A 26,809-nucleotide genomic window follows, 5' to 3' on the forward strand; every position below is an offset into this window, starting at 1 on the left:
GCGGCGCCGGGATGTCCGTGGTCGCCCGGTTGCTCGCGGCCCGCGGCGTGCCCGTGCAGGGCTCCGACGCGCGCGAGAGCGAGGCGCTCGCCGCGCTCCGCGCCGACGGGCTGCGGGTGTGGGCAGGGCACGACGCCGCGCACGTCGAGGGTGCCGACACGGTCGTGGTCTCGAGCGCGGTGCGCGAGAGCAACCCCGAGCTCGCCGCGGCCCGCGCCGCCGGCCTGCGCGTGCTGCACCGGTCGCAGGCCCTCGCGGCGCTCATGGCGCAGGGGCGAGCGGTCGCCGTCGCCGGAGCGCACGGCAAGACCACGACCTCCGCGATGATCGCGACCGTGCTGCGCGGCGCGGGCGTCGACCCGTCGTTCGCGATCGGCGGCACGGTGCTCACGGCGGACGGCCCCGTCCCGGGCGGGCACCTGGGTCGCGGCGACGTGCTCGTCGCGGAGGCGGACGAGTCGGACGGGTCCTTCCTCAACTACGCGCCCCACGTCGCCGTCGTGACGAACGTCGAGCCCGACCACCTCGACCACTACGGCTCGCGCGCCGCGTTCGAGCAGGCGTTCGTCGAGTTCGCCGCCCGGATCCTGCCCGGCGGGACGCTCGTGGCGTGCGCCGACGACCCGGGCTCCCTCGCGCTCGCGCGCGCGCACGGCGCGGGCGGGGGAGCGGTGGTCACCTACGGCGCGAGCTCCGAGGCCGACCTGCGCGTGCACGACGTGCGCGCGGTCGCCGCGGAGGGTGCCCGCGGGGGAGCGCGCGCGACGCTCGACGGGAACGTCGCGGGGCGGGCGGTCGAGGGTCTCGAGCTCGAGCTGCGCGTCCCGGGGCAGCACAACGTGCTCAACGCGACCGCGGCCGTCGCGACCGCGGTCCTGCTCGACGTGGACCCGGCCGTCGCGGTGTCGTCGGCGCACGACTTCCTCGGGACGGGCCGGCGGTTCGAGGCGCGGGGCGAGGCGGGCGGCGTGCGCGTCGTGGACGACTACGCGCACCACCCGACGGAGATCGCCGCCCTGCTCGCCGCGGCGCGGCCCGTGGCGGGCGACGGCCGCGTCGTCGTCCTCTTCCAGCCGCACCTCTACTCCCGGACGCGCGCTTTCGCGCGCGAGTTCGCGGACGCGCTCGGTGCCGCGGACCTCGTCGTCGTCACCGGCGTCTACGCGGCGCGCGAGGACCCCGACCCGGCCGTCGACGCGCGCACGATCGTCGACCTCGTGCGCCCGGGTCTGGCGACGGCGGTCGAGGACAGGGTCGAGGCGGCCCACCGTGCCGCCGACGTCGCGCGCCCCGGCGACCTCGTCCTGACGGTCGGTGCGGGCGACGTGACCGAGCTCGGTGCCGTCGTCCTCGACCGGCTCGCCGCGCGGGACGCGGGAGTCGACGGCTGATGCGTCCGCCCCCTCGTCCCCGACCGGCCGCGCCGCGGTCGGACCGGCCGCGCGCCGTCGACCCCGCGTCGGCGAAGCCCGCGCTGGCGGCCGACGCGTCGTCGGACGGCGGTCGCGGACGGACCGGGGCACGCGGTCGGGGCGAGGGGCGCGACGCGTCGCGCGAGATGCCGGCCCGCACGGCGGCACGTCCGGACCCACGGGCCCACGACGTCCCGACCGTGCCCGTGCCGCGTCCCGGGACGGAGCTCGTCCGGGCGTCCGGCGCGACGCGCTCCCCGCGGGGTGCGCCGACCGGCTCGCGGGCGGGTGCGGACGGCGGGCGCGGACCCGTGACGGCACCGGTGGGCGTCGTCTCGCACGGCATGGCGCAGCGGCTCGCGGAGCGCGACGCGATGCGTCGTCACCGCGTCCTGCGGCGCGTGCTGTGGTGGACGGTCGGCGTGCTGACCGCGGCCGCGCTCGGCTGGGTCGCGTTCTTCTCGCCGGTGCTGGGGCTCGATCCGCAGGACGTGACGATCAGCGGCGAGGGCACGGTGATCGACCCCGCGCAGGTCGCGGGGGTCGTGGCCGAGGAGCAGGGCGTCCCGCTGCCTCGGCTCGACACGGTCGCGCTGCGTGAGCGCGTGCTCGCGCTCAACGGGGTCCGGGACGTCGAGATCCGGCGGACGTGGCCGAACGGGCTCGACGTCCGGCTCGAGTCCCGCGAGCCGGTCGTCGCGGTGCCCCTCGACGGGGCCTATGCGCTGCTCGACGCCGACGGCGTCCAGGTGCGGACGGAACCGGCCGTCCCGGAGGGGCTGCCCGAGGTCGACGTCCCGCTCGACGACACGGGCCGCCGCGCCCTCGAGTCGGCGCTCGTGCTCGTCAACGCGCTGCCGCCCGAGCTGCACGCGCAGGTGGCCGAGGTCTCGGCGTCGACGCGCGACGCCGTCGTCATGCGGTTGCGCGACGGCGTGACGGTGGAGTGGGGGAGCTCGGAGGACGCGGCGCTCAAGGTCCGTGTGCTCCAGACGCTGCGCGCCGTGCCGGAGAACGCGGGTGTGACCGTCTACGACGTCTCGGCGCCGACGCTGCCGGTCACGCGGTGAGCGCCCGGCGTCGTCCGCGCGCGGACACGCAGTACGAAGGATTCCGACACGCGCAGGCGGGTCGTTGATGAAGGGTTGGTCGGCCCCTACCGTCGACACATGGCACCACCTGACATAACTCTAACCCTCTAGTTGAGGGTGAAGGTTCAGGGCTGACAGATCGAGAGGCATCGACGTGGCAACTCCGCAGAACTACCTGGCAGTGATCAAGGTGGTCGGCATCGGCGGCGGTGGCGTGAACGCCGTCAACCGGATGATCGAGGTCGGCCTCAAGGGCGTCGAGTTCATCGCCATCAACACCGACGCGCAGGCCCTGCTGATGTCGGACGCCGACGTCAAGCTCGACGTCGGCCGTGAGCTCACGCGCGGGCTCGGTGCCGGCGCCGACCCCGAGGTCGGCAAGAAGGCCGCCGAGGACCACGCCGAGGAGATCGAGGACGTCCTGCGCGGCGCCGACATGGTCTTCGTCACGGCGGGCGAGGGCGGCGGCACCGGCACGGGCGGCGCGCCGGTCGTCGCCCGCATCGCGCGCTCGCTCGGGGCGCTCACCGTGGGTGTGGTCACGCGTCCCTTCACCTTCGAGGGTCGCCGTCGCTCGGTGCAGGCCGACCAGGGCATCGAGAACCTCCGCAACGAGGTCGACACGCTCATCGTCATCCCCAACGACCGGCTGCTGTCGATGTCCGACCGCAACGTCTCGGCGCTCCAGGCCTTCCACCAGGCCGACCAGGTGCTGCTGTCCGGTGTCCAGGGCATCACGGACCTCATCACCACGCCGGGGCTCATCAACCTCGACTTCGCCGACGTCAAGTCGGTCATGCAGGGCGCGGGCAGCGCGCTCATGGGCATCGGCTCGGCGCGCGGCGAGGACCGCGCCGTCCAGGCGGCCGAGCTGGCGATCTCCTCGCCGCTGCTCGAGGCGAGCATCGACGGCGCGCACGGCGTGCTCCTGTCGATCCAGGGCGGCTCCGACCTCGGGCTCTTCGAGATCAACGAGGCCGCGCGCCTCGTCCACGAGGCCGCGCACACGGAGGCGAACATCATCTTCGGTGCCGTGATCGACGACGCGCTCGGGGACGAGGTCCGGGTCACGGTCATCGCGGCCGGGTTCGACGGCGGCGCGCCGCAGGTCCGCGGCGACGGCCGCGGTCTGGGTCAGGTCGCGGGCTCCACCCAGCGTCCCGCGACGAGCGCGATCCCGGCCGTCCCGGGCGCGCGCCAGGTGCCCCCGGCGCCGGCGCCCGCGACGGGCGCGCACACGTTGCCGCGCCCTGTGGTCCCCATCGCGACCGAGGGTGACGACGTGCCCGTGACGCTCGACGGCGGGAGCGGACCGGTCCCGGTGCAGCCCGCCACCCCGACGTTCACCGTGGTGGGGTCGGACCAGGCGGCGAACCACAACGCCGACCCCGCCCCCGGAGGGCAGAACCCGTCCGTCGAGGTGCCCCCGCGCATCTACGACGAGGAGCCCGCGCGTCGCAAGGTGGAAGAGCTCGACGTGCCCGACTTCCTCAAGTGACGGCCGACCGGCTCCCCGTGCTCGAGGTGGACCTCGGGCCCGGGGTCCGGGCGGGCTTCACGACCCGGGCGGGCGGGGTGTCGCCGTCTCCCTGGGACAGCCTCAACCTCGGTCTGGGCGTGCACGACGACGCGGCGCGGGTCCGGGCGAACCGGCGACGGGCCTCCACGTGGCTGGGGCGGCCGGCGCTGTTCTCGACGCAGGTGCACGGGACCGGTGTCGTGGTGCTCGACCGCGACCTTGCCGGGCCGGACGGTGTCGACGTCCCGGCGGACTCCGTCGGCGACGCCGACGCCCTCGTCGCGACGGGCGCGGCGGACGTCGGGCTCGGTGTGCTCGTCGCCGACTGCGTTCCCGTCCTGCTCGCCGACGCCGCGGCCGGTGTCGTCGCGACGGCGCACGCAGGACGGCGCGGTCTCGCGGAGGGTGTGGTCCCGGCCGTGCTCGGAGCGATGGCCGCTGCCGGGGCGGACCTGCGCAGGGTGCGTGCCGCCGTCGGACCGGCGGTCTGCGGGTCGTGCTACGAGGTGCCGGCGACGATGCGCGACGAGGTCGCGGTCGCGCGGCCCGCGACCTGGTCCACCACGTCGTGGGGGACGGCGGCGCTGGACCTCCCCGCCGGGGTCGGGGCCGACCTCGAGGCGGCCGGCGTCGCGTCGGTCGAGCGCACCGGCGTCTGCACCGTGGAGGACGACCGCTGGTTCTCCCACCGCCGGGCGACACGAGCGGGCGCGACCACCGGACGGTTCGCGGGACTCGTCGCGCTCGTGAGCGCCTGAGCGCCTGAGCACCGACGGCGCGCTCCGGCACGGCCCGCCGGAGCCCTGGACGAGCATCGTCCGTCCCGGGCGTGTCGCGCCGGGCCGCCGCGACCTGCTCGGTTAGCGTGGGTTCACCGGTCGGGCGGCCGGTGTCCGACGGTACGAGTTGAGGACGGAGCAAGGCCCATGGCGGGAGCGCTGCGCAAGACCATGCTGTATCTGGGCCTCGCGGATGATCGCGGCGAGGACGAGCGGGACGAGTACGTCGACGAGTACGACGAGACGGGGGCGGACGTGCCACAGGACTACCAGGCCCAGGTGACGCCGTTGCACCGGTCGCTCGGTCCGCGCGAGGTGCCGCAGACCAGCATGTCGGCCGCCGAGCTGCGCCGGATCACCACGGTGCACCCGCGGTCGTACAACGACGCGCGCGTGATCGGCGAGGCGTTCCGCGGCGGGACGCCGGTCATCATGAACCTCTCCGACATGGACGACGCGGACGCCAAGCGGCTCGTCGACTTCTCCGCCGGTCTCATCTTCGGGCTGCACGGGGCGATCGAGCGCGTGACGAACAAGGTCTTCCTGCTCTCCCCGGAGCACGTCGAGATCACCGGCGAGGAGCAGGCGGCTCCGCCGCCCGACACGCGCGCGGGCTTCTACAACCAGAGCTGACCCGGCGCGGCGCGAGCCGCGCGGACCGGAACCCGCGCGACGTCTGGCACAGTTGTCCCCGTGATCGTGGACCTCGTGACCGGCATCCTCGGGTTCGTCCTGTGGCTCTATCTCATCCTGCTCATCGGGCGCCTGATCTTCGACTGGGTGCAGGTGTTCGCGCGCGAGTGGCGCCCCAAGGGGGCTGTGCTCGTGCTCGCCGAGGTGATCTACACCGCGACGGATCCTCCGCTGCGCCTCCTGCGGCGCCTGATCCCGCCGCTCACGCTCGGGCAGATCCGGCTCGACCTCGGCTTCGTCGTGCTGTTCCTCGCCGTGACGATCGCCCTCCAGGTGGTCCAGAGCATCTGAGACGCACGTCACCCGATCCGGGCGTCGCCGCGCGCCAGCGCGGTGCCGAACGTCCGGTTCGCCCCTGCTCGTGGCGTTCGCCCGGCGCGCGAGCGCGGGCGTGGTCCGGGCTCCGGGCGGCAAACTCCGCTACGTTGGATCCTGGCGATCGCGAGGTCGCCCGGACCGAGACGCTAACGCTGATGAGGTGAACCGATGGCACTGCTCACTGCAGAGGACATCCTGAACAAGAAGTTCGCGGCGACGAAGTTCCGCGAGGGCTACGACGTCGAAGAGGTCGACGACTTCTTGGACGAGGTGGTCAGGACGCTCAACTCCGTGCAGGAGGAGAACGAGGAGCTCAAGTCGAAGCTCGCCGCCGCAGAGCGTCGTGTCGCCGAGCTGAGCCGGGCCGACGCGTCCTCCGCAGCAGCGGCACCGGCGCCCGTCGAGGCGCCGAAGCCTGCACCGGAGCCGGAGCCGGCTCCCGCAGCACCCATCTCGCAGGCCGTCGTCACGAAGAACGCGGCGGAGCCGGAGTCGGCGACCGGGATGCTCCAGCTCGCCCAGAAGCTGCACGACGACTACGTGCGCTCCGGGCAGGAGGAGGGCGACCGGCTCATCGCCGAGGCGAAGGACGAGGGCTCGCGCATCGTGCGCGAGGCCGAGGAGACCTCGCACCGCACGCTCTCCCAGCTCGAGCAGGAGCGTTCGCTCCTCGAGCGCAAGATCGACGAGCTCCGCCTCTTCGAGCGCGACTACCGCACGCGCCTCAAGAGCTACCTGCAGAACCTGCTCGGGGACCTGGACAACCGGGGCAGCGCGCTCCCGCCGCGCAGCAACGTCGGCGGGTCCGGTCGCGCGAGCGACCTCGCGTCCGGCATCTAGCCCCAGCGTCGACCGTCCGGCAGCGGCCGGTACGCACGCGCACCGCGATCCCTCCCTCCCGGGGGACGGCGTGGTGTGTTGTGCGTACCGGCCGCTGCGTCTACTCTCGCGTGACTCGATCCAGGAGGGGCAGATGACCAAGCTCACCACCGCGGCCAGGTCGGCCGTGCGCGAACAGTTCCCGAACCTCGCGAAGGACGTCAAGTCCTTCCCCGTGCGCGAGGGCGAGGAGCCGTGGACCCTGCGCGAGGTCGAGGAGCTGGCCTCGGAGCTCCTGTCGGAGAAGGAGCGCCTGGAGGGCGAGCTGGCCCAGGCGGACGAGGCCCTGTCGAACCTCCTGCGGGACTCGGGCGACGGAGCGGGCGACGACCAGGCGGACTCCGGGTCGAGCGCGCTCGAGCGGGAGCAGGAGCTCACCCTCGTCAACAACGTGCGCGACCTCCTCGCCCAGACGACGCACGCCCTCGACCGCATCGCGGCGGGCACCTACGCGACGTGCGAGGCCTCGGGCCTGCCCATCGGCAAGGCGCGGCTCCAGGCCTTCCCGCGCGCCAACCTGTCGGTCGAGGCGAAGCAGCGCGAAGAGCGCCGCTGACGCCCACCGCCTGGCAGGAGCCCGCCCGTCGGGGGCCGCGAGGCCCGGCGAGCGACCCGCACGTGGCAGACTTGCGGCCGATGTCCACCTCCTCGCGCCCCGAACCCGTCGACCCCGTCGAACGACCGTCGGGTCCCTCCACCGACCTGCCCGCCGACCTCGCGCCGCCCGCCACGGCCCCGGCGGAGCCCGCGTCCGTCCCGGCGGGTCGGTCACGCGGACGCCTCGTCGCGTGGACCGTCGGCCTCGCCGTCCTGGTCCTCGTGCTCGACCAGCTCACCAAGTGGTGGGCGGAGTCGACCCTGGAGCTCGGTGCCGACCCGGTCCGACTCGTCGGCTCGCTGCTGGGCCTGCGCCTGCTGTACAACCCGGGGGCGGCGCTCTCGATCGCGACCGGCATGACGTGGCTGCTCACGATCGTCGTCGTCGCGGTGGTCGTGGTCATCGTGCGCATGGTCGGCAAGATCGGCTCGCGCGGCTGGGCGATCGCGCTCGGTCTGCTGCTCGGTGGCGCGGTCGGGAACCTGGTCGACCGGCTCTTCCGCGAGCCCGGCTTCGCGCGCGGGCACGTCGTCGACTTCATCGACTACGCCGGCTTCTTCGTCGGCAACGTCGCCGACATCGCGATCGTCGCCGCTGCCGTGATGATCGCGGTGCTGTCCGTGCTCGGCATCGGCCTCGACGGGACGCGCCAGGGTCGCGACGAGGAGGGTGCGGCAGAGGGTGCGCCGGACGCCGACGGGGCGGACCCGGTCGAGGGCGACCCGCAGAGCGCCGGCACCACGGAGGGGGAGGCGCGGTGAGCCTGCGCTCGCTCCCCGTCCCCGACGGCCTCGCGGGCGAACGCGTCGACGCGGGTCTCGCGCGGCTGCTGGGGTTCTCGCGCACGCGCGCCGCGGAGCTCGCGGCGGACGGCGCGGTGCGTCTCGACGGCCGCGAGGTCGGCAAGTCCGAGCGGCTCGTCGCGGGCGCGTGGCTCGAGGTCGACGTGCCCGACGCCGCGCCCGCCGCGGTGGAGGTCGTCGCCGAGCCGGTGCCCGGCATGGGCATCGTGCACGACGACGACGACCTCGTCGTCGTTGACAAGCCGGTCGGTGTCGCCGCGCACCCGTCGCCCGGCTGGACCGGCCCGACGGTCGTCGGCGCGCTCGCCGCCGCGGGCTACCGGATCTCGACGTCCGGTGCCGCCGAGCGCCAGGGGATCGTGCACCGCCTCGACGCCGGCACGTCCGGGCTCATGGTCGTCGCGAAGAGCGAGACCGCGTACACCGCCCTCAAGCGGGCCTTCAAGGAGCGCACGGTCGACAAGGTCTACCACGCGCTCGTCCAGGGCCACCCCGAGCCGACGACCGGCACGATCGACGCGCCCATCGGTCGCCACCCGAGCAGCGACTGGAAGTTCGCGGTGACGGCCGAGGGCAAGCCGTCCGTCACCCACTACGAGGTGCTCGAGATGCTCCCGGCCGCCTCCCTCGTGGAGGTGCACCTCGAGACGGGTCGCACGCATCAGATCCGCGTGCACTTCTCGGCGCTGCGCCACCCGTGCGTCGGCGACCTGACCTACGGCGCCGACCCGGTCCTCGCGTCTCGCGTGGACCTCACGCGGCAGTGGCTGCACGCGATGCGGCTCGGCTTCGAGCACCCGGGCACGGGGCAGTGGCTCGAGCTCGCGTCGACGTACCCGGACGACCTCGTGCACGCGCTCGACGTCCTGCGCGGGGCGTACGCGTGAGCGCCGCCGGTCCGCGCGCCCCGCGGCTCCTCGTGGAACGGGTGCACGACGCCGCCGGGCTGGCCGCCGCGCACACCCTGCGGCTGGCCGTGTTCGTCGACGAGCAGCAGGTCCCCGCGGAGGAGGAGATCGACGACCTCGACACCGCACCCACGACGACGCACGTGCTCGTGCGGGACACGCAGGAGGACGGCGCCGTCGTCGGTACCGGTCGCCTCCTGACCGACCCGGCGCACCCGGGGGAGACGCACATCGGCCGCGTGGCCGTCGCGGCGTCGGCTCGCGGGACCGGCGCGGGCGCTGCCGTGATGCGCGCCCTGGAGGAGATCGCCCTCGCCGAGCACGCGACGTCGGACGCCGACGGGCGGCGCAGCGTGCGCGTCCTGCTCTCGGCCCAGGTCCAGGCGATCGGCTTCTACGAGCGCCTCGGCTACGCGGTCTCCGGACCCGTGTACCTCGACGCGGGCATCGACCACCGCGACGCCGCGAAGACTCTCACCGCCGTTCGCTGACGCCGCACGATCACTTCCGCGCGCGGGGCCGGCCGAGCTCGGGCGTCGCCGCGCTCAAGGTCCTTCGTCACATCGGAGTCCTTCGTCACACACGAGGTGACGGACGGACGAGGGGGGACGTGGGGGTGTGCGCCGGATCGTGGCGGGCCTGGCGGGAGCGCCGAGGGACGAGGCGCGGATGGTAGATCCGACGCACACCCCCGTGTCCCGCCGGAGGTGCACGAGAGCGTCGGTGCCCCGGCCTAGGATCGACGCATGCCGAGCACGACCGAGGACTTCGTCCACCTCCATGTCCACACCGAGTACTCGATGCTCGACGGCGCGGCGCGGATCGGGGACCTGTTCGACGAGGTCGAGCGGCTCGGGCAGAAGGCGATCGCGACGACGGACCACGGTTACGTGTTCGGGGCGTTCGAGTTCTGGTCGCGGGCGCAGGCGAAGGGCATCAAGCCGATCATCGGTGTCGAGGCGTACATCACGCCGGGCACCAGCCGGTTCGACCAGACGCGCGTGCGGTTCGGGGAGAAGGGCCAGGAGTCCGACGACGTGTCCGCGCGCGGTGCGTACACGCACATGACGCTGCTCGCGAAGGACAACGAGGGGCTGCACAACCTGTTCCGCGCGTCGTCGCTCGCGTCGCTCGACGGGCAGATGGGCAAGTGGCCGCGCATGGACCGCGACCTGCTCCAGCGGTACGGCAAGGGTCTGATCGCGACGAGCGGCTGCCCGTCCGGGGAGATCCAGACGCGGCTGCGGCTGGGTCAGTGGGACGAGGCCGTCCGCACCGCGGGCGAGCTGCAGGACATCTTCGGGCGCGAGAACTTCTACGTCGAGCTCATGGACCACGGGCTCGAGATCGAGACCCGGGTCACGAAGGACCTGCTGCGGCTCGCGGAGACGATCGGCGCGCGCATCGTCGGCACGAACGACCTGCACTACGTGCGCGAGGAGGACGCGTCGAGCCAGGAGGCGCTGCTCGCGATCAACTCGGGCTCGACGCTCGACGACCCGGACCGGTTCAAGTTCGACGGCACGGGGTACTACGTGAAGTCGGCCGCCGAGATGCGGCGGGTCTTCGCCGAGCTGCCCGAGGCGTGCGACACGACGCTCCTCATCGCGGAGCAGTGCGAGGTGTCGTTCGACACCAAGGCCAACTACATGCCGCGCTTCCCCGTCCCGGAGGGCGAGGACGAGACGAGCTGGTTCGTCAAGGAGATCGAGCGCGGGCTGCACCGGCGCTACCCGGACGGCATCCCGGACGCGTCGCGCAAGCAGGCGGAGTACGAGACCGAGGTCATCGTCCAGATGGGCTTCCCGGGGTACTTCCTCGTGGTCGCCGACTTCATCAACTGGGCCAAGGCGCAGGGCATCCGCGTCGGACCGGGCCGTGGCTCGGCCGCGGGCTCGATGGCGTCGTACCTCATGGGGATCACCGAGCTCGACCCCCTGAAGCACGGCCTGATCTTCGAGCGGTTCCTCAACCCCGAGCGCGTGTCGATGCCCGACGTCGACGTCGACTTCGACGAGCGCCGGCGCGGCGAGGTCATTCGGTACGTCACCGAGAAGTACGGCGACGACCGCGTGGCGCAGATCGTCACCTACGGCACGATCAAGGCCAAGCAGGCCCTCAAGGACTCCTCGCGGCTCCTCGGGTTCCCCTTCGCGATGGGGGAGAAGCTCACCAAGGCGATGCCGCCGGCGGTCATGGGCAAGGACATCCCGCTCTCGGGGATCTTCGACCCGAAGCACGAGCGGTACGCCGAGGCAGCCGAGTTCCGTCAGCTCCACGACACCGACCCCGAGGCGCAGCGCGTCGTCGAGCTCGCGCGCGGCATCGAGGGGCTGAAGCGTCAGTGGGGCGTGCACGCCGCAGGCGTCATCATGTCGAGCGACCCGCTCATCGACATCATCCCGATCATGCGGCGGCTCCAGGACGGCGCGGTCATCACGCAGTTCGACTACCCGACGTCCGAGGGCCTCGGCCTCATCAAGATGGACTTCCTCGGCCTGCGGAACCTGACGATCCTCGACGACGCGCTCGAGAACATCGTCATGAACGGCAAGGACCCGATCGAGATCGAGACCCTCGAGCTCGACGACCGCGCGGCGTACGAGCTGCTCGGGCGCGGTGACACGCTCGGCGTGTTCCAGCTCGACGGCGGGCCCATGCGGGCGCTGCTGCGCCAGATGCGGCCGGACAACTTCGAGGACATCTCCGCCGTCATCGCGCTGTACCGGCCGGGCCCGATGGGCATGAACTCGCACACGAACTACGCGCTGCGCAAGAACGGCCTGCAGAAGATCGAGCCGATCCACCCCGAGCTCGCCGAGCCGCTCGCGGAGGTCCTCGACGAGACGTACGGCCTCATCGTCTACCAGGAGCAGGTGCAGAAGGCCGCGCAGGTCCTCGCGGGCTACTCGCTCGGCCAGGCCGACCTGCTGCGGCGCGCGATGGGCAAGAAGAAGAAGGAGATCCTCGACAAGGAGTTCGTGCCCTTCCACGGGGGCATGAAGGAGCGCGGGTACTCCGACAAGGCCATCCAGGCGGTCTGGGACACGCTCGTCCCGTTCGCCGGGTACGCGTTCAACAAGGCGCACTCGGCCGGGTACGGACTCGTGTCGTACTGGACCGCCTACCTCAAGGCGAACTACCCCACCGAGTACATGGCCGCGCTGCTCACGAGCGTGCGCGACGACAAGGACAAGTCGGCGCTGTACCTCAACGAGTGCCGTCGCATGCACATCACGGTGCTCCCGCCGGACGTGAACTCGTCCGCCGCGAACTTCACCGCCGTCGGCGACGACATCCGCTTCGGCCTCACCGCGGTGCGCAACGTCGGCCGCAACGTCGTCGACGCGATCGTCGCGACGCGCGAGGAGAAGGGCGACTTCACGTCCTTCACCGACTTCCTCGACAAGGTCCCGGCGGTGGTGTGCAACAAGCGCACGATCGAGTCGCTCATCAAGGCGGGGGCCTTCGACTCGCTCGGTCACCCGCGGCGCGCCCTGCTCGTCGTGCACGAGCAGGCCGTGGACTCGGTCATCAGCGTCAAGCGCAAGGAGGCGGAGGGGCAGTTCGACCTCTTCGCCGACCTCGGGGCGCAGGACGACCCGACGATGTCGTTCAGCGTCGACGTCCCGGACCTGCCGGACTGGGACAAGAAGCAGCGCCTCGCGTTCGAGCGCGAGATGCTCGGTCTCTACGTGTCCGACCACCCGCTCTCGGGCCTCGAGCACGTGCTCACGCGCGCGGCCGACACGGGGATCGCGGCGCTCATCGCCGACGAGGGCCGTCCCGACGGATCGACCGTCACCGTCGCAGGGCTCATCACGTCGCTCCAGCGCAAGATGAGCAAGAACGGCAACCCGTGGGCGGCCGTGACCATCGAGGACCTCGAGGGCGCGGTCGAGGTGATGTTCTTCGGGGAGACGTACCTCGCGTACTCGACGATCCTCGCGGAGGACCAGGTGGTCGTGCTGCGCGGTCGCGTGCGGCGCCGGGACGACACGATGCAGCTCCAGGCGATGGAGGTCTCGCTCCCGGACGTGTCCGTGGGTGCGGAGTCTCCCGTGGCCGTGCGCGTGCCGCACACGCGGTGCGTCGAGCCGGTCATCACCCGGCTGCGCGAGGTCCTCGCGACGCACCCGGGCTCCGCGGAGGTCCACGTCCAGGTGCTCGAGCCGGGCAAGACGACGGTCGTGCGCGCGGGGGACGCCCTGCGCGTCGAGAGGTCGCCCGCGCTGTTCGGGGACCTCAAGGCTCTGCTCGGTCCGTCGTGCCTCGTCGGTTGATCCCGTGCCGGACGGGCGGGGCATCGAGCGGCGTCACGAGGCGCCCGTGAGGGCCGGGGACGACGGCACGGCCGACCACCGGTTCCGGGTCGTGCCGGCGGCCTACGTGCTGCTGCGGCGCGGCGACGAGGTCCTCCTCCAGCTGCGGCAGGGCACGGGGTACCGGGACGGGTACTGGGCCGCGGCCGCCGCCGGCCACGTCGAGGCCGGGGAGTCCGTCGTCGAGGCGGCGCTCCGGGAGGCGCGCGAGGAGCTCGGGATCGACGTCGATGCCGCGCACCTGCAGCCCGTGACGGTGCTGCACCGGGGTGAGCCCTTCGGGCCCGCGCTCGAGCAGCGGGTGGACTTCTTCTTCACGACCGAGCGCTGGACCGGCGACCCGGTGCTGCAGGAGCCGGACAAGGCCGCCGACCTGCGCTGGTCCAGGCTCGACGCGCTCCCGGAACCGGTCGTCCCGCACGAGCTGCAGGTGATGCGTGCATTGCGCCAGGGGCTCGTCCCGGCGGTCATGACCTTCGGGTTCGCGGGCTGAGCGCGCCCGACGTCCGCCTGAACGTGCATCCGACGTCCGTCCCGGGGGCCGGAGGCGCGGTCCCCACTAGGCTCGGTCGCGTGATCCGACTCAACCCCGAGCAGCGCGTCTTCGTCACCGAGCGCCACCTCGCGACCCTCACGACCCTTCGCGCGGACGGTTCGCCGCACGTCGTCCCGGTCGCGTTCACGTGGGACGCCGACGCGGGCGTCGTGCGCATCACGACGAACCGGTCGTCGGTCAAGGCGCGCAACGCTCGACGCGCGGGCGTCGGCGGTGGGCGCCCCCGCGCCGTGGTGTGCCAGGTCGACGGCGGTCGGTGGATCACGCTCGAGGGGACGATCGAGGTCGTCGAGGACGAGGCCGAGGTCGCCGACGCCGTGGCGCGCTACGCCCGGCGCTACCGTCAGCTCGACCCGAACCCTGAGCGCGTCGTCCTGCGTCTGACGCCCGACAAGGTCATGGCGTCGACCTACATGGCCTGACGCGCGGTGTCCACGCCGTGCTCCGCGAGGCCCGCGAGGAGCGCGTCGTGCCCACGCTCGACGCTCCAGTGCACGGCGAGCATCCCCACACCGCGAGCGGCCTCGACGTTCGCCGCCACGTCGTCCACGAAGACGATGCTCGACGGCGCCGCGCCGATCCTGTGCGCGGCCTCGACGAAGAACTCGGGAGAGGGCTTGGCCACGCCGAGGTCGTAGGAGTAGCAGCTCACGTCGAACAGCGCGTCGTAGCCGAGCGCGGTGCGCATGTGGACGCCCCGCTCGCGCTCCTGGTTCGTGCCGAGGTGGACGCCGTAGCCCGCGCTGCGCAGCCGTTCGACCAGCCGGACGGACTCGGCGACCACGCCGATGCGGAGCCACACGTCGCGGTACACGACGTCGGCGGGCGCCGGCACGCCGTACGCGGCGAGCGCGTCGGCGAGGAACGGGAGGTAGTCCCCACCCGTACCCGCGAGGTACGGCAGCTCGTCGCTCCAGGTCGCGCGCAGGAACTCGCGCGAGCGCGCACCGAGATACGGCTCCATCGCGGCGTACCAGCCGCCCGGGACCTCCTGCATCACGCCGTCGGCGTCGAGCAGCACGTGGCGGACTGTCATGGGCAGCAGTGTGCCAGGGAACGGTCCGGGCAGGCGGGCACCTCCACGGCGGAGACGGGCCGCCGGCTCGTCAGACGACCGTCGCGGACTGCGTCCCCTGCGGGTGCTCGACCGTGACGGTGTCGCCCTTGCGCAGCTGGCGACCGCGCCGCGTGTCCACCTCGCCGTTGACGCTGACCTCGCCGTCCGCGATGAGCTCACGGGCGTCGGCCCCGGAGTCCGCCATCCCGGCGAGCTTGAGGAACTGTCCGAGCCGGATGACGTCGTCGGAGATCTCGACCGGGGTGGCGTCCATGCACCCATCCTCCCACCCGGCGCCGGGCCGGCTCCGCCTCCGGCGGGCGACCGAAGGGCGAAACCCGTCGTCCGCACGGGCCCCACGCTCCTAGACTCGGAGCATGATCACCCGCATCGATCTCCGAGGCCGCATCCTGTCCGCGCGCGAGCTCGCCGAGACCCTGCCCCGCGCAGAGGTCGGTGTCGAGGACGCCGCGCATCGGGTGGCCCCGATCATCGACGCGGTGCGGGCCCGTGGTGCCGACGCGCTCCGCGAGTACGCCGAGAGGTTCGACGGCGTCCGCCCGGAGCACCTGCGGGTGCCGGCGGTGGCGCTCTCGACGGCGCTCGCCGAGCTCGATCCCGCCGTGCGCGCGGGCCTCGAGGAGGCGATCCGCCGGGTGCGCCAGGTCCACGCCGCGCAGCGGCCCCAGGACTTCACCGTGCAGCTCGCCCCGGGCGCCCAGGTGCGGCAGCGCTGGGTGCCGGTGCAGCGCGTCGGGCTCTACGCTCCCGGTGGGCTCGCCGTCTACCCGTCGTCCGTCGTCATGAACGTCGTCGCGGCCCAGGAGGCGGGCGTCCCGAGCCTGGCCGTCGCGTCGCCGCCGCAGCGGGACAACGGTGGGCTGCCGCACCCGACCATCCTCGCCGCGTGCGCACTGCTCGGGGTCGACGAGGTGTACGGCGTCGGCGGTGCGCAGGCGATCGCGATGTTCGCGTACGGGGCCGCGGGCAGCGAGCCGCAGGACGGCCAGACGCTGTGCGAGCCCGTCGACGTCGTCACCGGCCCGGGCAACGTGTTCGTCGCCGCGGCGAAGCGCCTCGTGCGCGGCGTCGTCGGCATCGACTCCGAGGCGGGGACCACCGAGATCGCCATCCTCGCGGACGGCTCCGCCGACCCGGGGCACGTCGCGGTCGACCTCATCAGCCAGGCCGAGCACGACCCGGCGGCGGCGGCCGTCCTCGTCACGCCGTCGGTCGAGCTCGCCGCGGCCGTCGAGTCCCGGCTCAAGGACCTCGTGCCCTCGACCAAGCACTCGCAGAGGGTCGCGCAGGCGCTCGCGGGTCCGCAGTCGGCGGTCGTGCTGGTCGACGACCTCGAGCAGGGACTGCAGGTCGTCGACGCCTACGGCGCCGAGCACCTCGAGATCCAGACGGACGACGCCGCCGCCCTGGCCGAGCGCGTGCGCAGCGCCGGGGCGATCTTCGTCGGACCGTGGTCACCGGTGTCGCTCGGTGACTACATGGCGGGGTCGAACCACATCCTGCCGACGGGCGGGTGCGCGCACTTCTCGAGCGGCCTGGGCGTGCACAGCTACGTCAAGGCGGTCCAGGTGATCGAGTACGACCGCGACGCGCTCGAGGTCGTGGCCGACCGCATCGTCGCCGTCGCCAACGACGAGGACCTGCCCGCGCACGGCGAGGCCGTCCGCGCGCGCTTCCTCTGATCGTCGGCGTCGTGCCCACGGACGGACGCACCGTGCGCCGGGCGCGTCCGGTGGACGCCCCGGCGCTCGTCCGGCTGCGCGTCGAGCTCATGCGCGCCATGGGAGAGAGCGATGCCGACGGGCAGGTCTGGCAGGACCGGGCCCTGGCCTGGTTCCGCGACGCCCTAGCCGCCGACGACGCCGCGGCGTTCGTCGTGGACGAGGACGGCGCCGTGGTCGCCGGCGCGCTCGTGACCCTCGGTCGCGGGGCGCCGTCGGCCCGCAACCCCCGAGGCCTCACGGCGCACCTGTCCAACGTGTGCACGCTCCCGTCCGCGCGCGGGCGCGGGTACGGGCGCGCGTGCGTCGAGGCGGCGATCGGGTGGGCGCGCGACGCGGGCGTCGACTCCGTCGCGCTGCACGCCACGCCCGACGGCGAAGAGCTGTACCGCTCGCTCGGTTTCGTCGACACGACGTACACCGAGCTGCGCCTGCGATGGTGAGCCGGCGCCGCTCGAGTGAGCGCCGGTCGCGTCCGGCCCGTGCGCCTCGCGGCGCGGCCGCACTCGCGCGTCAGCGCACGCCGAGCACGAACGGGTAGACCGCCTCGGCCCCTGCCTGCCGCAGCAGCCGCGCCGCGACCGTGAGGGTCCAGCCAGACTCCGTCCAGTCGTCGACGAGCAGGACGCGCCGCCCCGCCAGACCGGCGAGCGCGGCGGGGGACAGCTCGAGCCGCAGGCGGCCCGCGACGCCGGACAGGCGCGTCGCGGAGTTCACGTCGTGGCGCCCGGGCTCCTCGCGACCGGGCACGGGCCCGATCGCCCCGATGAGCGGGCGCCCGAGGTACGCGGCGAGGCCGGTCGCCAGGTGGTGCGTCAGGACGGGGCGGGTCACCGACCGGACGGCGACGACGCCGTCGACGAGCAGGGGCCGGGCCGCCACCCCGGCGTCCGCCGCGTCGTCCGCGCCGCCGGACCCGGCCGCGGCGTCGCCGCTCGCCCCTCCGCTCGAGCCTTCTCCGTCGGGGGCCGGCCCGCCGGAGCCGACCGGTGACGGTCCTCGCAGCGCGTCCCACTCGTCGAGCACGCGAGCGGCGGCACGCCGCAGCGGGACGGGCGTCTCGCCGTCGGGCGCGCCGGGCGCGAACAGCTCCCGCAGGGGCCCGGACCAGCCGAGCCCGTCGAGCCGCGCCACCGCGCGACCGGGCTCGGCCTGCTCCTGCGGGGGGATGCGGCCGCGGACGTCGAGCCCCAGACGGTCCATCCCGCTCGGCCACTGCCGGCGCGCGAGGACCTCGACGCCGGGACGGTCCATGTCCGCACGCGCCGCCGCGACCGTCTCCGCGTCCGGCAGCGCGGGCAGCGTGACGCCGCCGCACCGGTCGCACCGGCCGCACTCCCAGCCCGCCTCGAGCTCGGGGTCGTCGAGCGCGGCGCGCAGGAACGCCATGCGGCACCCTGTCGTCGCCTCGTAGTCGAGCATCGCGCGCTGCTCCGCCGTGCGCGTCTCCTCGACGCGCGCGTACCGTTCGGCGTCGTACTCCCAGGGCCTGCCGGTCGACTCCCAGCCGCCCTTGACCCGCCGCACCGCGCCGTCGACGTCGAGCACCTTGAGCATGCCCTCCAGGCGGGACCGCTTGAGGTCCACCTGGGTCTCGAGCTGTGCGACCGACTGCGTGCCGCCGCCCTCGAGCGCGGCGAGGGTCGCGCGCACCTGCGCCTGGGGCGGGAACGCCGTCGAGGCGAACCACTCCCAGATGCGCCGGTCCTCCTCGCCGGGCAGCAGCACGACGACGGCCGAGTCGACCCCACGGCCGGCACGACCGACCTGCTGGTAGTACGCGATGGGTGAGCTCGGGGCGCCGAGGTGGACGACGAACGCCAGGTCGGGCTTGTCGAAGCCCATCCCGAGCGCGGACGTCGCGACGAGCGCCTTGACGCGGTTCTCCTTGAGGTCCTCCTCGAGCCGTTCCCGCTCGGCCGGGTCCGTCTGCCCGGTGTACGCCGCGACGGCGAGGCCTGCCGAGCGGAGCTGGCTCGCGACCTGCTCGGCCGCCGAGACGGTGAGGCAGTAGACGATGCCCGACCCGTCGACGTCCTGGAGCGCCTCGGTGAGCCACGCGACGCGTGAGGGCTGGTCGGGAAGCGGGAGCACCGCGAGGTGGAGCGACTCGCGGTCGAGACCGCCGCGCAGGACGAGGACCTCGTCGGACGTCCCGGGGCCGCTCGGGGTCGTGGCGGCGTCGGCCCGCACGCCGAGCTGTTCGGCGACGTCGGCGGTGACGCGCGCGTTGGCCGTCGCGGTCGTCGCGAGGACGGGGATGCCGCTGGGCAGGTCGGCGAGCAGGGTCCGGATGCGGCGGTAGTCGGGCCGGAAGTCGTGGCCCCAGTCGGAGATGCAGTGCGCCTCGTCGACCACGACGAGACCCGCGTCGGCCGCGAGGCGCGGCAGGACCTCGTCGCGGAAGCCCGGGTTGTTGAGGCGTTCGGGGGAGCAGAGCAGGACGTCGACCTGGCCGGCCTCGATCGCGGCGTGCACGTCGTCCCACTCGGTGACGTTCGAGGAGTTGATGGTCACCGCGCGGATGCCTGCGCGCGCAGCGGCGGAGACCTGGTCGCGCATGAGCGCCAGCAGCGGCGAGACGATGACGGTCGGCCCGGCACCGCGGTCTCGCAGGAGCTTCGTCGCGACGAAGTACACCGCGGACTTTCCCCATCCCGTGCGCTGCACGACGAGCGCGCGGCGGCGGAACGCCACGAGCGCCTCGATCGCGCGCCACTGGTCGTCGCGCAGGCGCGCGTCGTCGCGTCCCACGAGCGCTCGCAGCGCCGTCTCGGCGTCCTCGCGCAGCGACTCCCCGTCCAGCAGGCCACGGAGCATCGCGAGCTTCGCGCGGCGCACCGCCTCGCCGTCCGCGGTCTGCGACGGCGGCGCGAGCACTCCCTCCGGCCCGGGTCCCGAGGGGGTCGGTGCAGCGAGCGGCGCTGGCGCTTGCACCGACGGGTCCGCCCGGTCTGGCGCGCCGTCCCCTCCGGGACCGGCGGCGGCCTCGGAAGCCGGCTCGGACCACCGCGCGTCGTACGGGTCGTCGAGGGGCGGCTCGTCGGCCGGGTCGAAGGGCAGGTCCGCGTACGGGTCGGAAGAGCTCACCTGCCCGATCGTAGGCGCAGGCGCCCATGCACGTGCCGAGCGTCCCCAGGTGGGGGAGCGGCCGGCACGTGCACGCCAGGCGGTCGTCGCGTCAGGAGCGCATGTCCATGACCACGCGACCGTCGATGGTGCCGGCCTCCATCTCGTCGAAGATCGTGTTGATCTCCTCGAGCGGGCGCACGCTGTACGTCGGGCTCACCTTGCCGCGGGCGAAGAAGTCGATCGCCTCGGCCATGTCCTTGCGCGTCCCGACGATCGACCCGCGGACCGTCAGGCCGAAGAGGACCGTCGTGAAGATGTCGAGCGGGAACTTCTCCGGCGGCAGCCCGACGAGCGAGACCGTGCCACCGCGGCGCAGCGCGCCCACGGCCTGGGGGAAGGCGTGCGCGTTGACCGCCGTGACGAGGGCGCCGTGCACCCCGCCACCGGTCTGCTCCTGGATCTCCGCCGCGGCGTCGGGCGACGTGGCCGCGTTCACGGTGACCTCGGCGCCGTGCTTGCGCGCGAGGGCGAGCTTGGCGTCGTCCACGTCGACGGCGGCCACCCGGCGGCCCATGGCCACGGCGTACTGGACCGCGATGTGGCCGAGACCGCCGATGCCCGAGATCAGGACCCACTCGCCCGGCTGTGTGTCGGTGACCTTCAGGCCCTTGTAGACGGTGACGCCCGCGCACAGGATCGGGCCGACGGCGGACTCGTCGACACCGTCCGGGACGACGGGGCAGTAGCGGGCGTCGACGAGCATGTACTGCCCGAAGGACCCGTCGACGGAGTAGCCGCCGTTCTTCTGCGCGGGGCACAGGGTCTCCCAGCCCGTCTCGCAGTACTCGCACTCGCCGCACGCGCTCCACAGCCACGCGTTGCCGACGAGGTCGCCGACCTTCACGCGCGTCACCTGCTCGCCGACGGCGACGACGCGCCCGACCCCCTCGTGCCCCGGCACGAACGGCGGAGCCGGCTTCACCGGCCAGTCGCCGTGCGCGGCGTGCAGGTCGGTGTGGCACACGCCCGTGTAGTCCACCTTGACGAGCGCCTCGTGCGGTCCGGGGGTCGGCACCTCCAGCTCGTCGATCGAGAGCGGGCGGGCGAAGTCGTGGACGACGGCGGCGCGCATGGTGGTCATCGCGATCTCCTCGGGTTGTGGTCGGTGAGGGTCTCTCGCCCTCGACGCTACGCCCGGCCCGGCACCGTAGGGCCGCTCCGGGGACGACCGAGGACTCACGGCGACGCAGCCCGGGACCTTCGTCCTTCCACGACGAGCGCGATCGTCCCCGCGACGACCACGACCCACTCGGCCACGGCAGCGAGCACCTGCTGCGTCCCGCGCACCGTCTCGTTCACGCCGAAGAACCCGACCGTCGTCGACAGGTAGAACGCCGCGAGCGTGAGCGCCCCGAAGCCGACCGCGCCGAGCAGCGGCAGCCAGTGCCGCCACACGAGCACGAGGACGCCCAGGACGAGTCCCGCGACCGCGTTGAGCAGGAAGAGCGGTCCCACGACGTCGAGGTCCGCGTAGCCCTCGACGTACAGGACGAGGTGGACGTCGGCCGAGAGCAGCAGCCCGGCCGCCGTCACGCCCCGGAGCACCCACGCGCCCCGGGCGCGCGGCCCGGGCGACGGGGGACCCGGAGGTCCGGTCAGGGTCATCGCGGTTCCGTCCGGTGGACGAGCGAGGGGGCCGGGGTCGGCGTGCGGGCCGGCGGGTGCGGCCGTGATGGGCTGGCGTGCGGGGGCGGACGCACGTCCCCGGTGCTTCAATTGAAGCGCCGTCCCGCGCGCGGCGCTCGTCGGACGGTCGTCGTGGTGCGGTGCTGCCGGACGCTGCCGGACGACGACGTCTCCCGGTACACCGCTGCGACGGAGGCCATGATGGACGGACCGGACCGCGAGGAGCGGATCGTCGAGCGGTACGTCGACCGGGACGGGCCCACCCGGCGATCGGTCCTCGCGGGGACCGGCTCGGGCGCGGCCCTGCTGCTCCTGGCCGCGTGCGGCGGCGGGGCGCCGTCGGGCACGGGCGATCCGTCCGGGACGGAGGGCGAGGGCGACGAGGGTTCCGGGGCGATGCCGCCGGGCGAGGTGCTCGCACGGGCCGACGACGTCCCGGTGGGCGGCGCGCTGAGCGTCACGGTCGGCGGTGCCCAGCTCCTCGTGACGCAGCCCGAGGAGGGGACGTTCGCCGCGTTCAGCGCGATCTGCACGCACCAGGGCTGCACGGTCGCGCCGGGCGACGGGGAGCTGCTCTGCCCGTGCCACGCCTCGCGGTACGACCTCGCGACCGGCGCGGTTCTCGGCGGCCCGGCGCCCGAGCCGCTCCCGGAGGTGCCCGTCGCGGTCGCGTCCGGCGAGGTGACGTCGGCCTGACGTCCCACCCGGTGGCGGCGCACCGCGGACGACGGTGACCGCGTGCCGGACGACCGCCCCGTGGTCGTCCGGTCGCTTCGTAGACTGTGGAGGTGACCCCACCCACCGTCGCCGGGACCTCCGGGCTGCCGCTGCGCCCCGAGCTCGCGGGCATCGAGCCGTACGGCGCGCCGCAGCTCGACGTGCCCGTCCTCCTCAACGTCAACGAGAACCCGCACGCACCGGGCCCCGCCGTCGTCGCGACGATCACCGAGCACGTCCGGGCCGCGGCCGCCGGGCTCAACCGGTACCCGGACCGCGACTTCCACGCGCTGCGTACCGACCTCGCGGCGTACCTGCGGGTGGAGTCGGGCGTGCACCGCGAGCCCGAGCAGCTCTGGGCGGCCAACGGGTCCAACGAGATCATGCTCCACGTCCTGCAGGCCTTCGGCGGGCCGGGGCGCACCGCGGTCTCCTTCGCGCCGACCTACTCCATGTACCCCGAGTACGCGCGCGACACGCACACGGACTGGGTCGTCGGGCGTCGGGCCGAGGACTTCGCGCTCGACCCCGACCACGCGCGGGACGTCGTCCTGCGCGAGCAGCCGTCCGTGATCCTGCTCGCGAGCCCGAACAACCCCACGGGCACGGCACTGCCGGCCCCGACGGTCGAGGCCGTCTGCGAGGCGGCGCTCGCGGTGCGCGTCCCGACGCGTGACGGGGACGCCCCTGCGGTCGTGGTGGTCGACGAGGCGTACGGGGAGTTCCGGCGCGAGGGCACGCCGTCCGCGCTCGAGCTGCTCGACCGCTACCCGAACCTCGCGGTCACGCGCACGATGTCGAAGGCGTTTGCGCTCGCCGGTGCTCGCGTGGGATATCTCACGGCGTCCCGCGAGCTCGTCGACGCGCTGCGCGTCGTGCGCCTGCCGTACCACCTGTCGGCCGTCACGCAGGCGGTCGCGCGGGGCGCGCTCGCGCACGCCGGCGAGCTCCTGGCGCAGGTCGACACGCTGCGTGCCGAGCGCGACGCGACCGTCGCGTGGCTGCGCTCGCTGCGCCACCCGGACGGCCGCGCGCTCGAGGTCGCGGACTCCGACGCGAACTTCGTCCTCTTCGGCACGTTCGCCGACCGGCACGCGGTCTGGACCGGTCTGTTGGAGCGGGGCGTGCTCATCCGGGAGACTGGGCCGGACGGATGGCTACGGGTGTCGATCGGCACCCACGACGAGATGCGGGCGTTCCGGGACGCCCTCGTGGAGGTGGCAGGACTGTGAGTCGTACGCAGGGGTCAGGGCGCACCGCGCGCATCGAACGCGCGACGAGCGAGTCGAGCGTGCTCGTCGAGCTCGACCTCGACGGGACGGGACGGACGCAGATCTCGACGACGGTCCCGTTCTACGACCACATGCTCACCGCCCTGGGCAAGCACTCGCTCATCGACCTCACGGTCGAGGCGACGGGCGACACGCACATCGACGCGCACCACACGGTCGAGGACGTCGCGATCGCGATCGGCGAGGCGCTGCGCGTCGCGCTCGGCGACAAGCGCGGCATCTCGCGCTTCGGCGACGCGACGGTCCCGCTCGACGAGGCGCTCGCGCTCGCGGTCGTCGACGTGTCGGGCCGCCCGTACCTCGTGCACTCGGGCGAGCCCGAGGGGCAGGAGTACCACCTGATCGGCGGACACTTCACGGGGTCGCTCACGCGGCACGTGCTCGAGTCGATCGCCCACCACGCGGGCATCTGCCTCCACGTGCGGGTCCTCGCCGGCCGCGACCCGCACCACGTCGTGGAGGCCCAGTTCAAGGCCCTCGCCCGCGCGCTGCGCGCCGCCGTCGCGCCCGACCCGCGCGTCGAGGGCATCCCGTCGACGAAGGGCACCCTGTGAGCACCGACCCGACCCCCGCCGTGCCGGGCGACGACCCCGCACGCGCCGAGGCCGCCCTCGAGGGGCTCGAGATCCCGGACGACCTGTCGTCGCTGACCGCCGGGTCGGACCCGGAGCTCGTCGCGCTCGTCACGCAGATCGCGGGCGCCGAGCCGCTCGCGGCGGCGTGCTCGCTCGCCCAGGTCGAGGCCGACGTCGTCGCGACCGACGTGGGCGCCGTCGCGGTGCTCCGGGACCGGTCCGGTGACGCGCCCGCGCGAGCCGCCGCCGCTCTCAGCACCCTCGTGAAGGGCGTCCCGCTCATCCTCGTCGAGCGCCGGGGCGAGCAGCTCAGGATGACGCGCTGGAGCGACGGCGCGGCCGGAGACTCCCTCGCCCCCGGGCTCGTGCTGGGCGGCGCTCCCGAGGCGCTCGAGGACCTGCTCACGGGCTCGACCGTCGTCGCGGACCTCGACGGCGTCGTCGCGAGCTCGTCCATCTCCCGGTGGAAGGCGATGCGGCTGCTGACGGCCGCCGGCCGACGGGCGCGCAAGAGGTGAGCGCCGCGACCGGAGGGCCCGTGGCCGGCCGCCGCCCGTCGGTGGTCGTCCTCGACTACGGGTTCGGCAACGTGCGCTCCGCCGTGCGCGCCCTCGAACGCGTCGGCGCGGACGTCGAGCTCACCGCCGACCGCGCCCGCGCGCAGGACGCGGACGGGCTCGTGGTGCCCGGCGTCGGGGCGTTCGCGGCCGTCATGGAGGGTCTCCGGGCGGTGCGCGGGCACGAGATCGTGGGACGCCGGCTCGCGGGCGGGCGACCCGTGCTCGGCATCTGCGTCGGCATGCAGGTGATGTTCGCGCAGGGGGACGAGCACGGCACGCTCACCGACGGGCTCGGGGAGTGGCCGGGCCTCGTCGACCGCCTCGAGGCCGAGATCGTCCCGCACATGGGCTGGGACACGGTCGAGGCCCCGGAGGGCACCGTCCTCCTCGACGGCATCCAGGACGAACGCTTCTACTTCGTGCACTCGTACGCCGCGCGCACCTTCACGCTCGGCGACGACCTGCCGTCCGACTCGCCGATCCGGCGCCCGCTCGTCACGTGGTCGGACCACGGCGGACGGTTCGTCGCCGCCGTCGAGAACGGCCCGCTGTCCGCGACCCAGTTCCACCCGGAGAAGTCCGGAGACGCCGGCGCGGCCCTGCTGGAGAACTGGGTCCGCACGCTCTGACCGACGTCCCGGGCGGGTCGGCGGCCTGCCGTCGGCCGTGGCCGGTCCGTCCTCACCACCCGGCGCGGGAGCCCGCGCCACGACCGATGGAGAACCTCGTGACCGACCGCCTCGTGCTGCTCCCCGCCGTCGACGTCGCCGACGGCCAGGCCGTCCGCCTCGTCCAGGGCGAGGCGGGCTCCGAGACCTCGTACGGCGACCCGCTCGCCGCCGCTCTCGACTGGCAGTCGGGCGGTGCGGAGTGGATCCACCTCGTGGACCTCGACGCGGCGTTCGGGCGAGGGTCGAACGCGGAGCTCCTCGCCGACGTCGTCGGCCGTCTCGACGTCCAGGTCGAGCTGTCGGGCGGCATCCGCGACGACGCGTCGCTCGAGCGCGCGCTCGCCACGGGAGCCCGGCGCGTGAACCTCGGCACCGCCGCGCTGGAGAACCCGGAGTGGACGGCGAAGGTCATCGCCGAGCACGGCGACGCGGTCGCCGTCGGCCTCGACGTGCGGGGCACGACGCTCGCCGCGCGCGGCTGGACCGAGGAGGGCGGCGACCTGTGGGAGGTCCTCGACCGCCTCGAGTCGGCAGGCTGCGCGCGCTACGTCGTGACGGACGTGACGAAGGACGGGACGCTGCGCGGCCCGAACCTCGAGCTCCTGCGCGACGTCGCCTCGCGCACCGACGCCCCGGTCGTCGCCTCGGGCGGCATCTCGAGCCTGGCGGACCTCGAGGCGCTGCGCGCGCTCGTGCCCGCCGGCATCGAGGGCACCATCGTCGGCAAGGCGCTGTACGCCGGGGCCTTCACGCTGCCGCAGGCGCTCGACGTGGCGGGCCGGCCGTGACCGTGGGTGACAGTACCCAGGACCACCCGTCGGGCCAGTCGTCGGGGACCGGGAAGGCGCTGCCGCCGTCGTCGGGCTTCTCGGGCGACGACGGCTCGGCCGACCCGGAGCTCGCCGCGACGCTCGTCGCCCACCAGGGCGGCGAGGCGACGATCGCCCAGGTCGTGCACCGGCTCGCGAGCACGCGCGTCCTCGTGCCGATCCTCGCCGAGCTCGAGTCGTCGGCCGAGGGGGAGCACGGCCACACCGTCGACAAGGAGGCGTCGGCCGGCGTCGTCGCGCTCCAGGCGCCCGACGGCCGCCGCGCTCTGCCGGTGTTCACCTCGGTCGCGTCCATGGCGGCCTGGCGGGCGGACGCGCGTCCGGTGCCGGTGGACGCGCGCCGCGCGGCGCTGTCCGCCGTGAGCGAGGACTGGGCGCTGCTCGTCGTCGACCCCGCGGGTCCCGTCACCGTGCTCGTGCCGCGCCCCGCGGTCTGGGCGCTCGCACAGGGCGAGGAGTGGGAGCCCGCCGTGGCCGGCGGCGTCGTGGCGCCCGCGGTCCAGGACGCCGTCGTGACCGCTGTCGCGGGCGTGCCCCACGTCGCGCGCGCGTGGGCCGAGCCCGGCCGGCGCGCCGAGGTCGCGGTCGTCCTGCGGATCGACGCGGGACTCGACCGCGCAGGCCTCGACGCGGTGCTCGCCCAGGTCAACGCCGCGCTCGCGACGAACGACGTCGTGTCGGCGCGCGTGGACGGCCTCGAGCTGCGGATCGGCCGGGCGGACTGACGCT

General features: G+C 73.9%; 28 protein-coding genes. 23 read left to right on the top strand and 5 right to left on the bottom strand.

The genetic code is table 11. The features are described 5' to 3' along the window. Nucleotides 1–11 precede the first annotated feature (11 nt). From murC to V5D56_RS12690, 14 genes are all read left to right on the top strand, one after another. Nucleotides 12–1,391 carry a UDP-N-acetylmuramate--L-alanine ligase gene (murC, locus tag V5D56_RS12625; protein WP_435739025.1) on the top strand — a complete coding sequence of 460 codons (1,380 nt, stop codon included), beginning with the start codon at nt 12–14 and terminating at the stop codon, nt 1,389–1,391. Then, nucleotides 1,391–2,482, top strand: a complete 1,092-nt coding sequence (locus V5D56_RS12630) for a cell division protein FtsQ/DivIB (RefSeq protein WP_435735673.1) — start codon at nt 1,391–1,393, stop codon at nt 2,480–2,482. The genes murC and V5D56_RS12630 overlap by 1 nt, the downstream gene beginning before the upstream one ends. Nucleotides 2,483–2,657: 175 nt before the next feature. Continuing rightward, nucleotides 2,658–4,001 (top strand): cell division protein FtsZ, encoded by a 1,344-nt coding sequence (gene ftsZ / locus V5D56_RS12635; RefSeq protein WP_435735674.1) that lies wholly within the window; start codon nt 2,658–2,660, stop codon nt 3,999–4,001. Continuing rightward, entirely contained in the window at nt 3,998–4,780 is a 783-nt protein-coding gene (locus V5D56_RS12640) for a polyphenol oxidase family protein (RefSeq protein ID WP_435735675.1), read from the top strand. The genes ftsZ and V5D56_RS12640 overlap by 4 nt, the downstream gene beginning before the upstream one ends. Nucleotides 4,781–4,948: 168 nt before the next feature. After that, the gene (locus V5D56_RS12645) at nt 4,949–5,434 is read left to right on the top strand and encodes a cell division protein SepF (RefSeq protein WP_251150750.1); all 486 of its coding nucleotides are present in this window, start codon (nt 4,949–4,951) and stop codon (nt 5,432–5,434) included. 66 nt (nt 5,435–5,500) lie between these two features. Next, the gene (locus V5D56_RS12650) at nt 5,501–5,785 is read left to right on the top strand and encodes a YggT family protein (protein WP_435739026.1); all 285 of its coding nucleotides are present in this window, start codon (nt 5,501–5,503) and stop codon (nt 5,783–5,785) included. A gap of 195 nt (nt 5,786–5,980) precedes the next feature. Continuing rightward, on the top strand, nt 5,981–6,652 hold the full coding sequence (locus V5D56_RS12655) for a DivIVA domain-containing protein (RefSeq protein ID WP_435735676.1): 672 nt from the start codon (nt 5,981–5,983) through the stop codon (nt 6,650–6,652). A 133-nt stretch (nt 6,653–6,785) separates the two neighbouring features. Then, the gene (locus tag V5D56_RS12660) at nt 6,786–7,247 is read left to right on the top strand and encodes a TraR/DksA family transcriptional regulator (protein ID WP_435735677.1); all 462 of its coding nucleotides are present in this window, start codon (nt 6,786–6,788) and stop codon (nt 7,245–7,247) included. An 80-nt stretch (nt 7,248–7,327) separates the two neighbouring features. Beyond that, the gene (locus V5D56_RS12665; RefSeq protein ID WP_435735678.1) at nt 7,328–8,050 is read left to right on the top strand and encodes a signal peptidase II; all 723 of its coding nucleotides are present in this window, start codon (nt 7,328–7,330) and stop codon (nt 8,048–8,050) included. Continuing rightward, nucleotides 8,047–8,979: an RluA family pseudouridine synthase gene (locus V5D56_RS12670; protein ID WP_435735679.1), complete on the top strand. Its 933-nt coding sequence runs from the start codon at nt 8,047–8,049 to the stop codon at nt 8,977–8,979. The genes V5D56_RS12665 and V5D56_RS12670 overlap by 4 nt, the downstream gene beginning before the upstream one ends. Continuing rightward, nucleotides 8,976–9,491 carry a GNAT family N-acetyltransferase gene (locus tag V5D56_RS12675; RefSeq protein WP_435735680.1) on the top strand — a complete coding sequence of 172 codons (516 nt, stop codon included), beginning with the start codon at nt 8,976–8,978 and terminating at the stop codon, nt 9,489–9,491. Before V5D56_RS12670 ends, V5D56_RS12675 begins: the two co-directional genes overlap by 4 nt. A gap of 255 nt (nt 9,492–9,746) precedes the next feature. Continuing rightward, the gene (dnaE, locus tag V5D56_RS12680) at nt 9,747–13,283 is read left to right on the top strand and encodes a DNA polymerase III subunit alpha (RefSeq protein WP_435735681.1); all 3,537 of its coding nucleotides are present in this window, start codon (nt 9,747–9,749) and stop codon (nt 13,281–13,283) included. Between the two features lie 46 nt (nt 13,284–13,329). After that, nucleotides 13,330–13,815 (top strand): NUDIX hydrolase, encoded by a 486-nt coding sequence (locus V5D56_RS12685; RefSeq protein ID WP_435735682.1) that lies wholly within the window; start codon nt 13,330–13,332, stop codon nt 13,813–13,815. An 80-nt stretch (nt 13,816–13,895) separates the two neighbouring features. Continuing rightward, a complete protein-coding gene (locus V5D56_RS12690) occupies nt 13,896–14,300 on the top strand; it encodes a pyridoxamine 5'-phosphate oxidase family protein (RefSeq protein ID WP_435735683.1) in 405 nt (134 codons plus the stop codon). On the opposite strand, the gene V5D56_RS12695 is transcribed toward V5D56_RS12690, so the two are convergent. After that, nucleotides 14,288–14,914, bottom strand: coding sequence for an HAD family hydrolase (locus V5D56_RS12695; protein WP_435735684.1), 627 nt, complete (start codon nt 14,912–14,914; stop codon nt 14,288–14,290). The genes V5D56_RS12690 and V5D56_RS12695 overlap by 13 nt on opposite strands. Before the next feature lie 70 nt (nt 14,915–14,984). Beyond that, complete coding sequence (locus tag V5D56_RS12700; protein ID WP_435735685.1) at nt 14,985–15,209, bottom strand: RNA-binding S4 domain-containing protein; 225 nt, start codon at nt 15,207–15,209, stop codon at nt 14,985–14,987. Between the two features lie 103 nt (nt 15,210–15,312). On the opposite strand from V5D56_RS12700, the gene hisD reads away from it, so the two are divergent. Together hisD and V5D56_RS12710 are read left to right on the top strand one after the other, a co-directional pair. Next, nucleotides 15,313–16,638: a histidinol dehydrogenase gene (gene hisD, locus V5D56_RS12705; RefSeq protein ID WP_435735686.1), complete on the top strand. Its 1,326-nt coding sequence runs from the start codon at nt 15,313–15,315 to the stop codon at nt 16,636–16,638. A gap of 11 nt (nt 16,639–16,649) precedes the next feature. After that, entirely contained in the window at nt 16,650–17,120 is a 471-nt protein-coding gene (locus V5D56_RS12710) for a GNAT family N-acetyltransferase (protein WP_435735687.1), read from the top strand. A gap of 70 nt (nt 17,121–17,190) precedes the next feature. Here the strand turns inward: V5D56_RS12710 and V5D56_RS12715 are convergent, their stop codons facing one another. The 3 genes from V5D56_RS12715 to V5D56_RS12725 form a co-directional block, all read right to left on the bottom strand. After that, nucleotides 17,191–19,497, bottom strand: a complete 2,307-nt coding sequence (locus V5D56_RS12715) for a RecQ family ATP-dependent DNA helicase (protein WP_435739027.1) — start codon at nt 19,495–19,497, stop codon at nt 17,191–17,193. Between the two features lie 361 nt (nt 19,498–19,858). Next, the gene (adhP, locus tag V5D56_RS12720) at nt 19,859–20,890 is read right to left on the bottom strand and encodes an alcohol dehydrogenase AdhP (RefSeq protein WP_435735688.1); all 1,032 of its coding nucleotides are present in this window, start codon (nt 20,888–20,890) and stop codon (nt 19,859–19,861) included. 95 nt (nt 20,891–20,985) lie between these two features. Continuing rightward, nucleotides 20,986–21,414 carry a hypothetical protein gene (locus tag V5D56_RS12725; RefSeq protein ID WP_435735689.1) on the bottom strand — a complete coding sequence of 143 codons (429 nt, stop codon included), beginning with the start codon at nt 21,412–21,414 and terminating at the stop codon, nt 20,986–20,988. 222 nt (nt 21,415–21,636) lie between these two features. Between V5D56_RS12725 and V5D56_RS12730 the strand changes: the two genes are divergently transcribed. The 7 genes from V5D56_RS12730 (at nt 21,637) to V5D56_RS12760 (ending at nt 26,805) form a co-directional block, all read left to right on the top strand. Then, nucleotides 21,637–22,131 (top strand): Rieske (2Fe-2S) protein, encoded by a 495-nt coding sequence (locus V5D56_RS12730; protein WP_435735690.1) that lies wholly within the window; start codon nt 21,637–21,639, stop codon nt 22,129–22,131. A 92-nt stretch (nt 22,132–22,223) separates the two neighbouring features. Beyond that, complete coding sequence (locus V5D56_RS12735; RefSeq protein ID WP_435735691.1) at nt 22,224–23,384, top strand: histidinol-phosphate transaminase; 1,161 nt, start codon at nt 22,224–22,226, stop codon at nt 23,382–23,384. After that, nucleotides 23,381–23,998 carry an imidazoleglycerol-phosphate dehydratase HisB gene (hisB, locus tag V5D56_RS12740; RefSeq protein WP_435735692.1) on the top strand — a complete coding sequence of 206 codons (618 nt, stop codon included), beginning with the start codon at nt 23,381–23,383 and terminating at the stop codon, nt 23,996–23,998. The genes V5D56_RS12735 and hisB overlap by 4 nt, the downstream gene beginning before the upstream one ends. Continuing rightward, nucleotides 23,995–24,537, top strand: coding sequence for a hypothetical protein (locus V5D56_RS12745; RefSeq protein WP_435735693.1), 543 nt, complete (start codon nt 23,995–23,997; stop codon nt 24,535–24,537). The genes hisB and V5D56_RS12745 overlap by 4 nt, the downstream gene beginning before the upstream one ends. Before the next feature lie 20 nt (nt 24,538–24,557). Continuing rightward, nucleotides 24,558–25,208, top strand: a complete 651-nt coding sequence (gene hisH, locus V5D56_RS12750) for an imidazole glycerol phosphate synthase subunit HisH (RefSeq protein WP_435735694.1) — start codon at nt 24,558–24,560, stop codon at nt 25,206–25,208. A 98-nt stretch (nt 25,209–25,306) separates the two neighbouring features. Next, entirely contained in the window at nt 25,307–26,038 is a 732-nt protein-coding gene (priA, locus tag V5D56_RS12755; RefSeq protein WP_435735695.1) for a bifunctional 1-(5-phosphoribosyl)-5-((5-phosphoribosylamino)methylideneamino)imidazole-4-carboxamide isomerase/phosphoribosylanthranilate isomerase PriA, read from the top strand. Nucleotides 26,039–26,040: 2 nt separating this feature from the next. Further along, nucleotides 26,041–26,805, top strand: coding sequence for an SseB family protein (locus V5D56_RS12760; RefSeq protein WP_435739028.1), 765 nt, complete (start codon nt 26,041–26,043; stop codon nt 26,803–26,805). The last annotated feature ends 4 nt before the right edge of the window (nt 26,806–26,809 follow it).

Origin of the sequence: Cellulosimicrobium sp. PMB13 (assembly GCF_051294865.1) — a bacterium.
In the GTDB taxonomy this organism is placed as follows: Bacteria; Actinomycetota; Actinomycetes; order Actinomycetales; family Cellulomonadaceae; genus Cellulosimicrobium.

What these genes read in the sequence shown, in the direction of transcription:
- hisD (WP_435735686.1), top strand. Translation starts at nt 15,313, where the DNA reads ATGATCACCCGCATCGATCTCCGAGGCCGCATCCTGTCCGCGCGCGAG.
- V5D56_RS12715 (WP_435739027.1), bottom strand. Translation starts at nt 19,497, where the DNA reads ATGCTCCGTGGCCTGCTGGACGGGGAGTCGCTGCGCGAGGACGCCGAG.
- V5D56_RS12655 (WP_435735676.1), top strand. Translation starts at nt 5,981, where the DNA reads ATGGCACTGCTCACTGCAGAGGACATCCTGAACAAGAAGTTCGCGGCG.
- V5D56_RS12630 (WP_435735673.1), top strand. Translation starts at nt 1,391, where the DNA reads ATGCGTCCGCCCCCTCGTCCCCGACCGGCCGCGCCGCGGTCGGACCGG.
- V5D56_RS12725 (WP_435735689.1), bottom strand. Translation starts at nt 21,414, where the DNA reads ATGACCCTGACCGGACCTCCGGGTCCCCCGTCGCCCGGGCCGCGCGCC.
- V5D56_RS12660 (WP_435735677.1), top strand. Translation starts at nt 6,786, where the DNA reads ATGACCAAGCTCACCACCGCGGCCAGGTCGGCCGTGCGCGAACAGTTC.
- murC (WP_435739025.1), top strand. Translation starts at nt 12, where the DNA reads ATGTCCGTGGTCGCCCGGTTGCTCGCGGCCCGCGGCGTGCCCGTGCAG.
- V5D56_RS12730 (WP_435735690.1), top strand. Translation starts at nt 21,637, where the DNA reads ATGGACGGACCGGACCGCGAGGAGCGGATCGTCGAGCGGTACGTCGAC.
- V5D56_RS12665 (WP_435735678.1), top strand. Translation starts at nt 7,328, where the DNA reads ATGTCCACCTCCTCGCGCCCCGAACCCGTCGACCCCGTCGAACGACCG.
- V5D56_RS12695 (WP_435735684.1), bottom strand. Translation starts at nt 14,914, where the DNA reads ATGACAGTCCGCCACGTGCTGCTCGACGCCGACGGCGTGATGCAGGAG.
- V5D56_RS12645 (WP_251150750.1), top strand. Translation starts at nt 4,949, where the DNA reads ATGGCGGGAGCGCTGCGCAAGACCATGCTGTATCTGGGCCTCGCGGAT.
- dnaE (WP_435735681.1), top strand. Translation starts at nt 9,747, where the DNA reads ATGCCGAGCACGACCGAGGACTTCGTCCACCTCCATGTCCACACCGAG.
- adhP (WP_435735688.1), bottom strand. Translation starts at nt 20,890, where the DNA reads ATGACCACCATGCGCGCCGCCGTCGTCCACGACTTCGCCCGCCCGCTC.
- V5D56_RS12700 (WP_435735685.1), bottom strand. Translation starts at nt 15,209, where the DNA reads ATGGACGCCACCCCGGTCGAGATCTCCGACGACGTCATCCGGCTCGGA.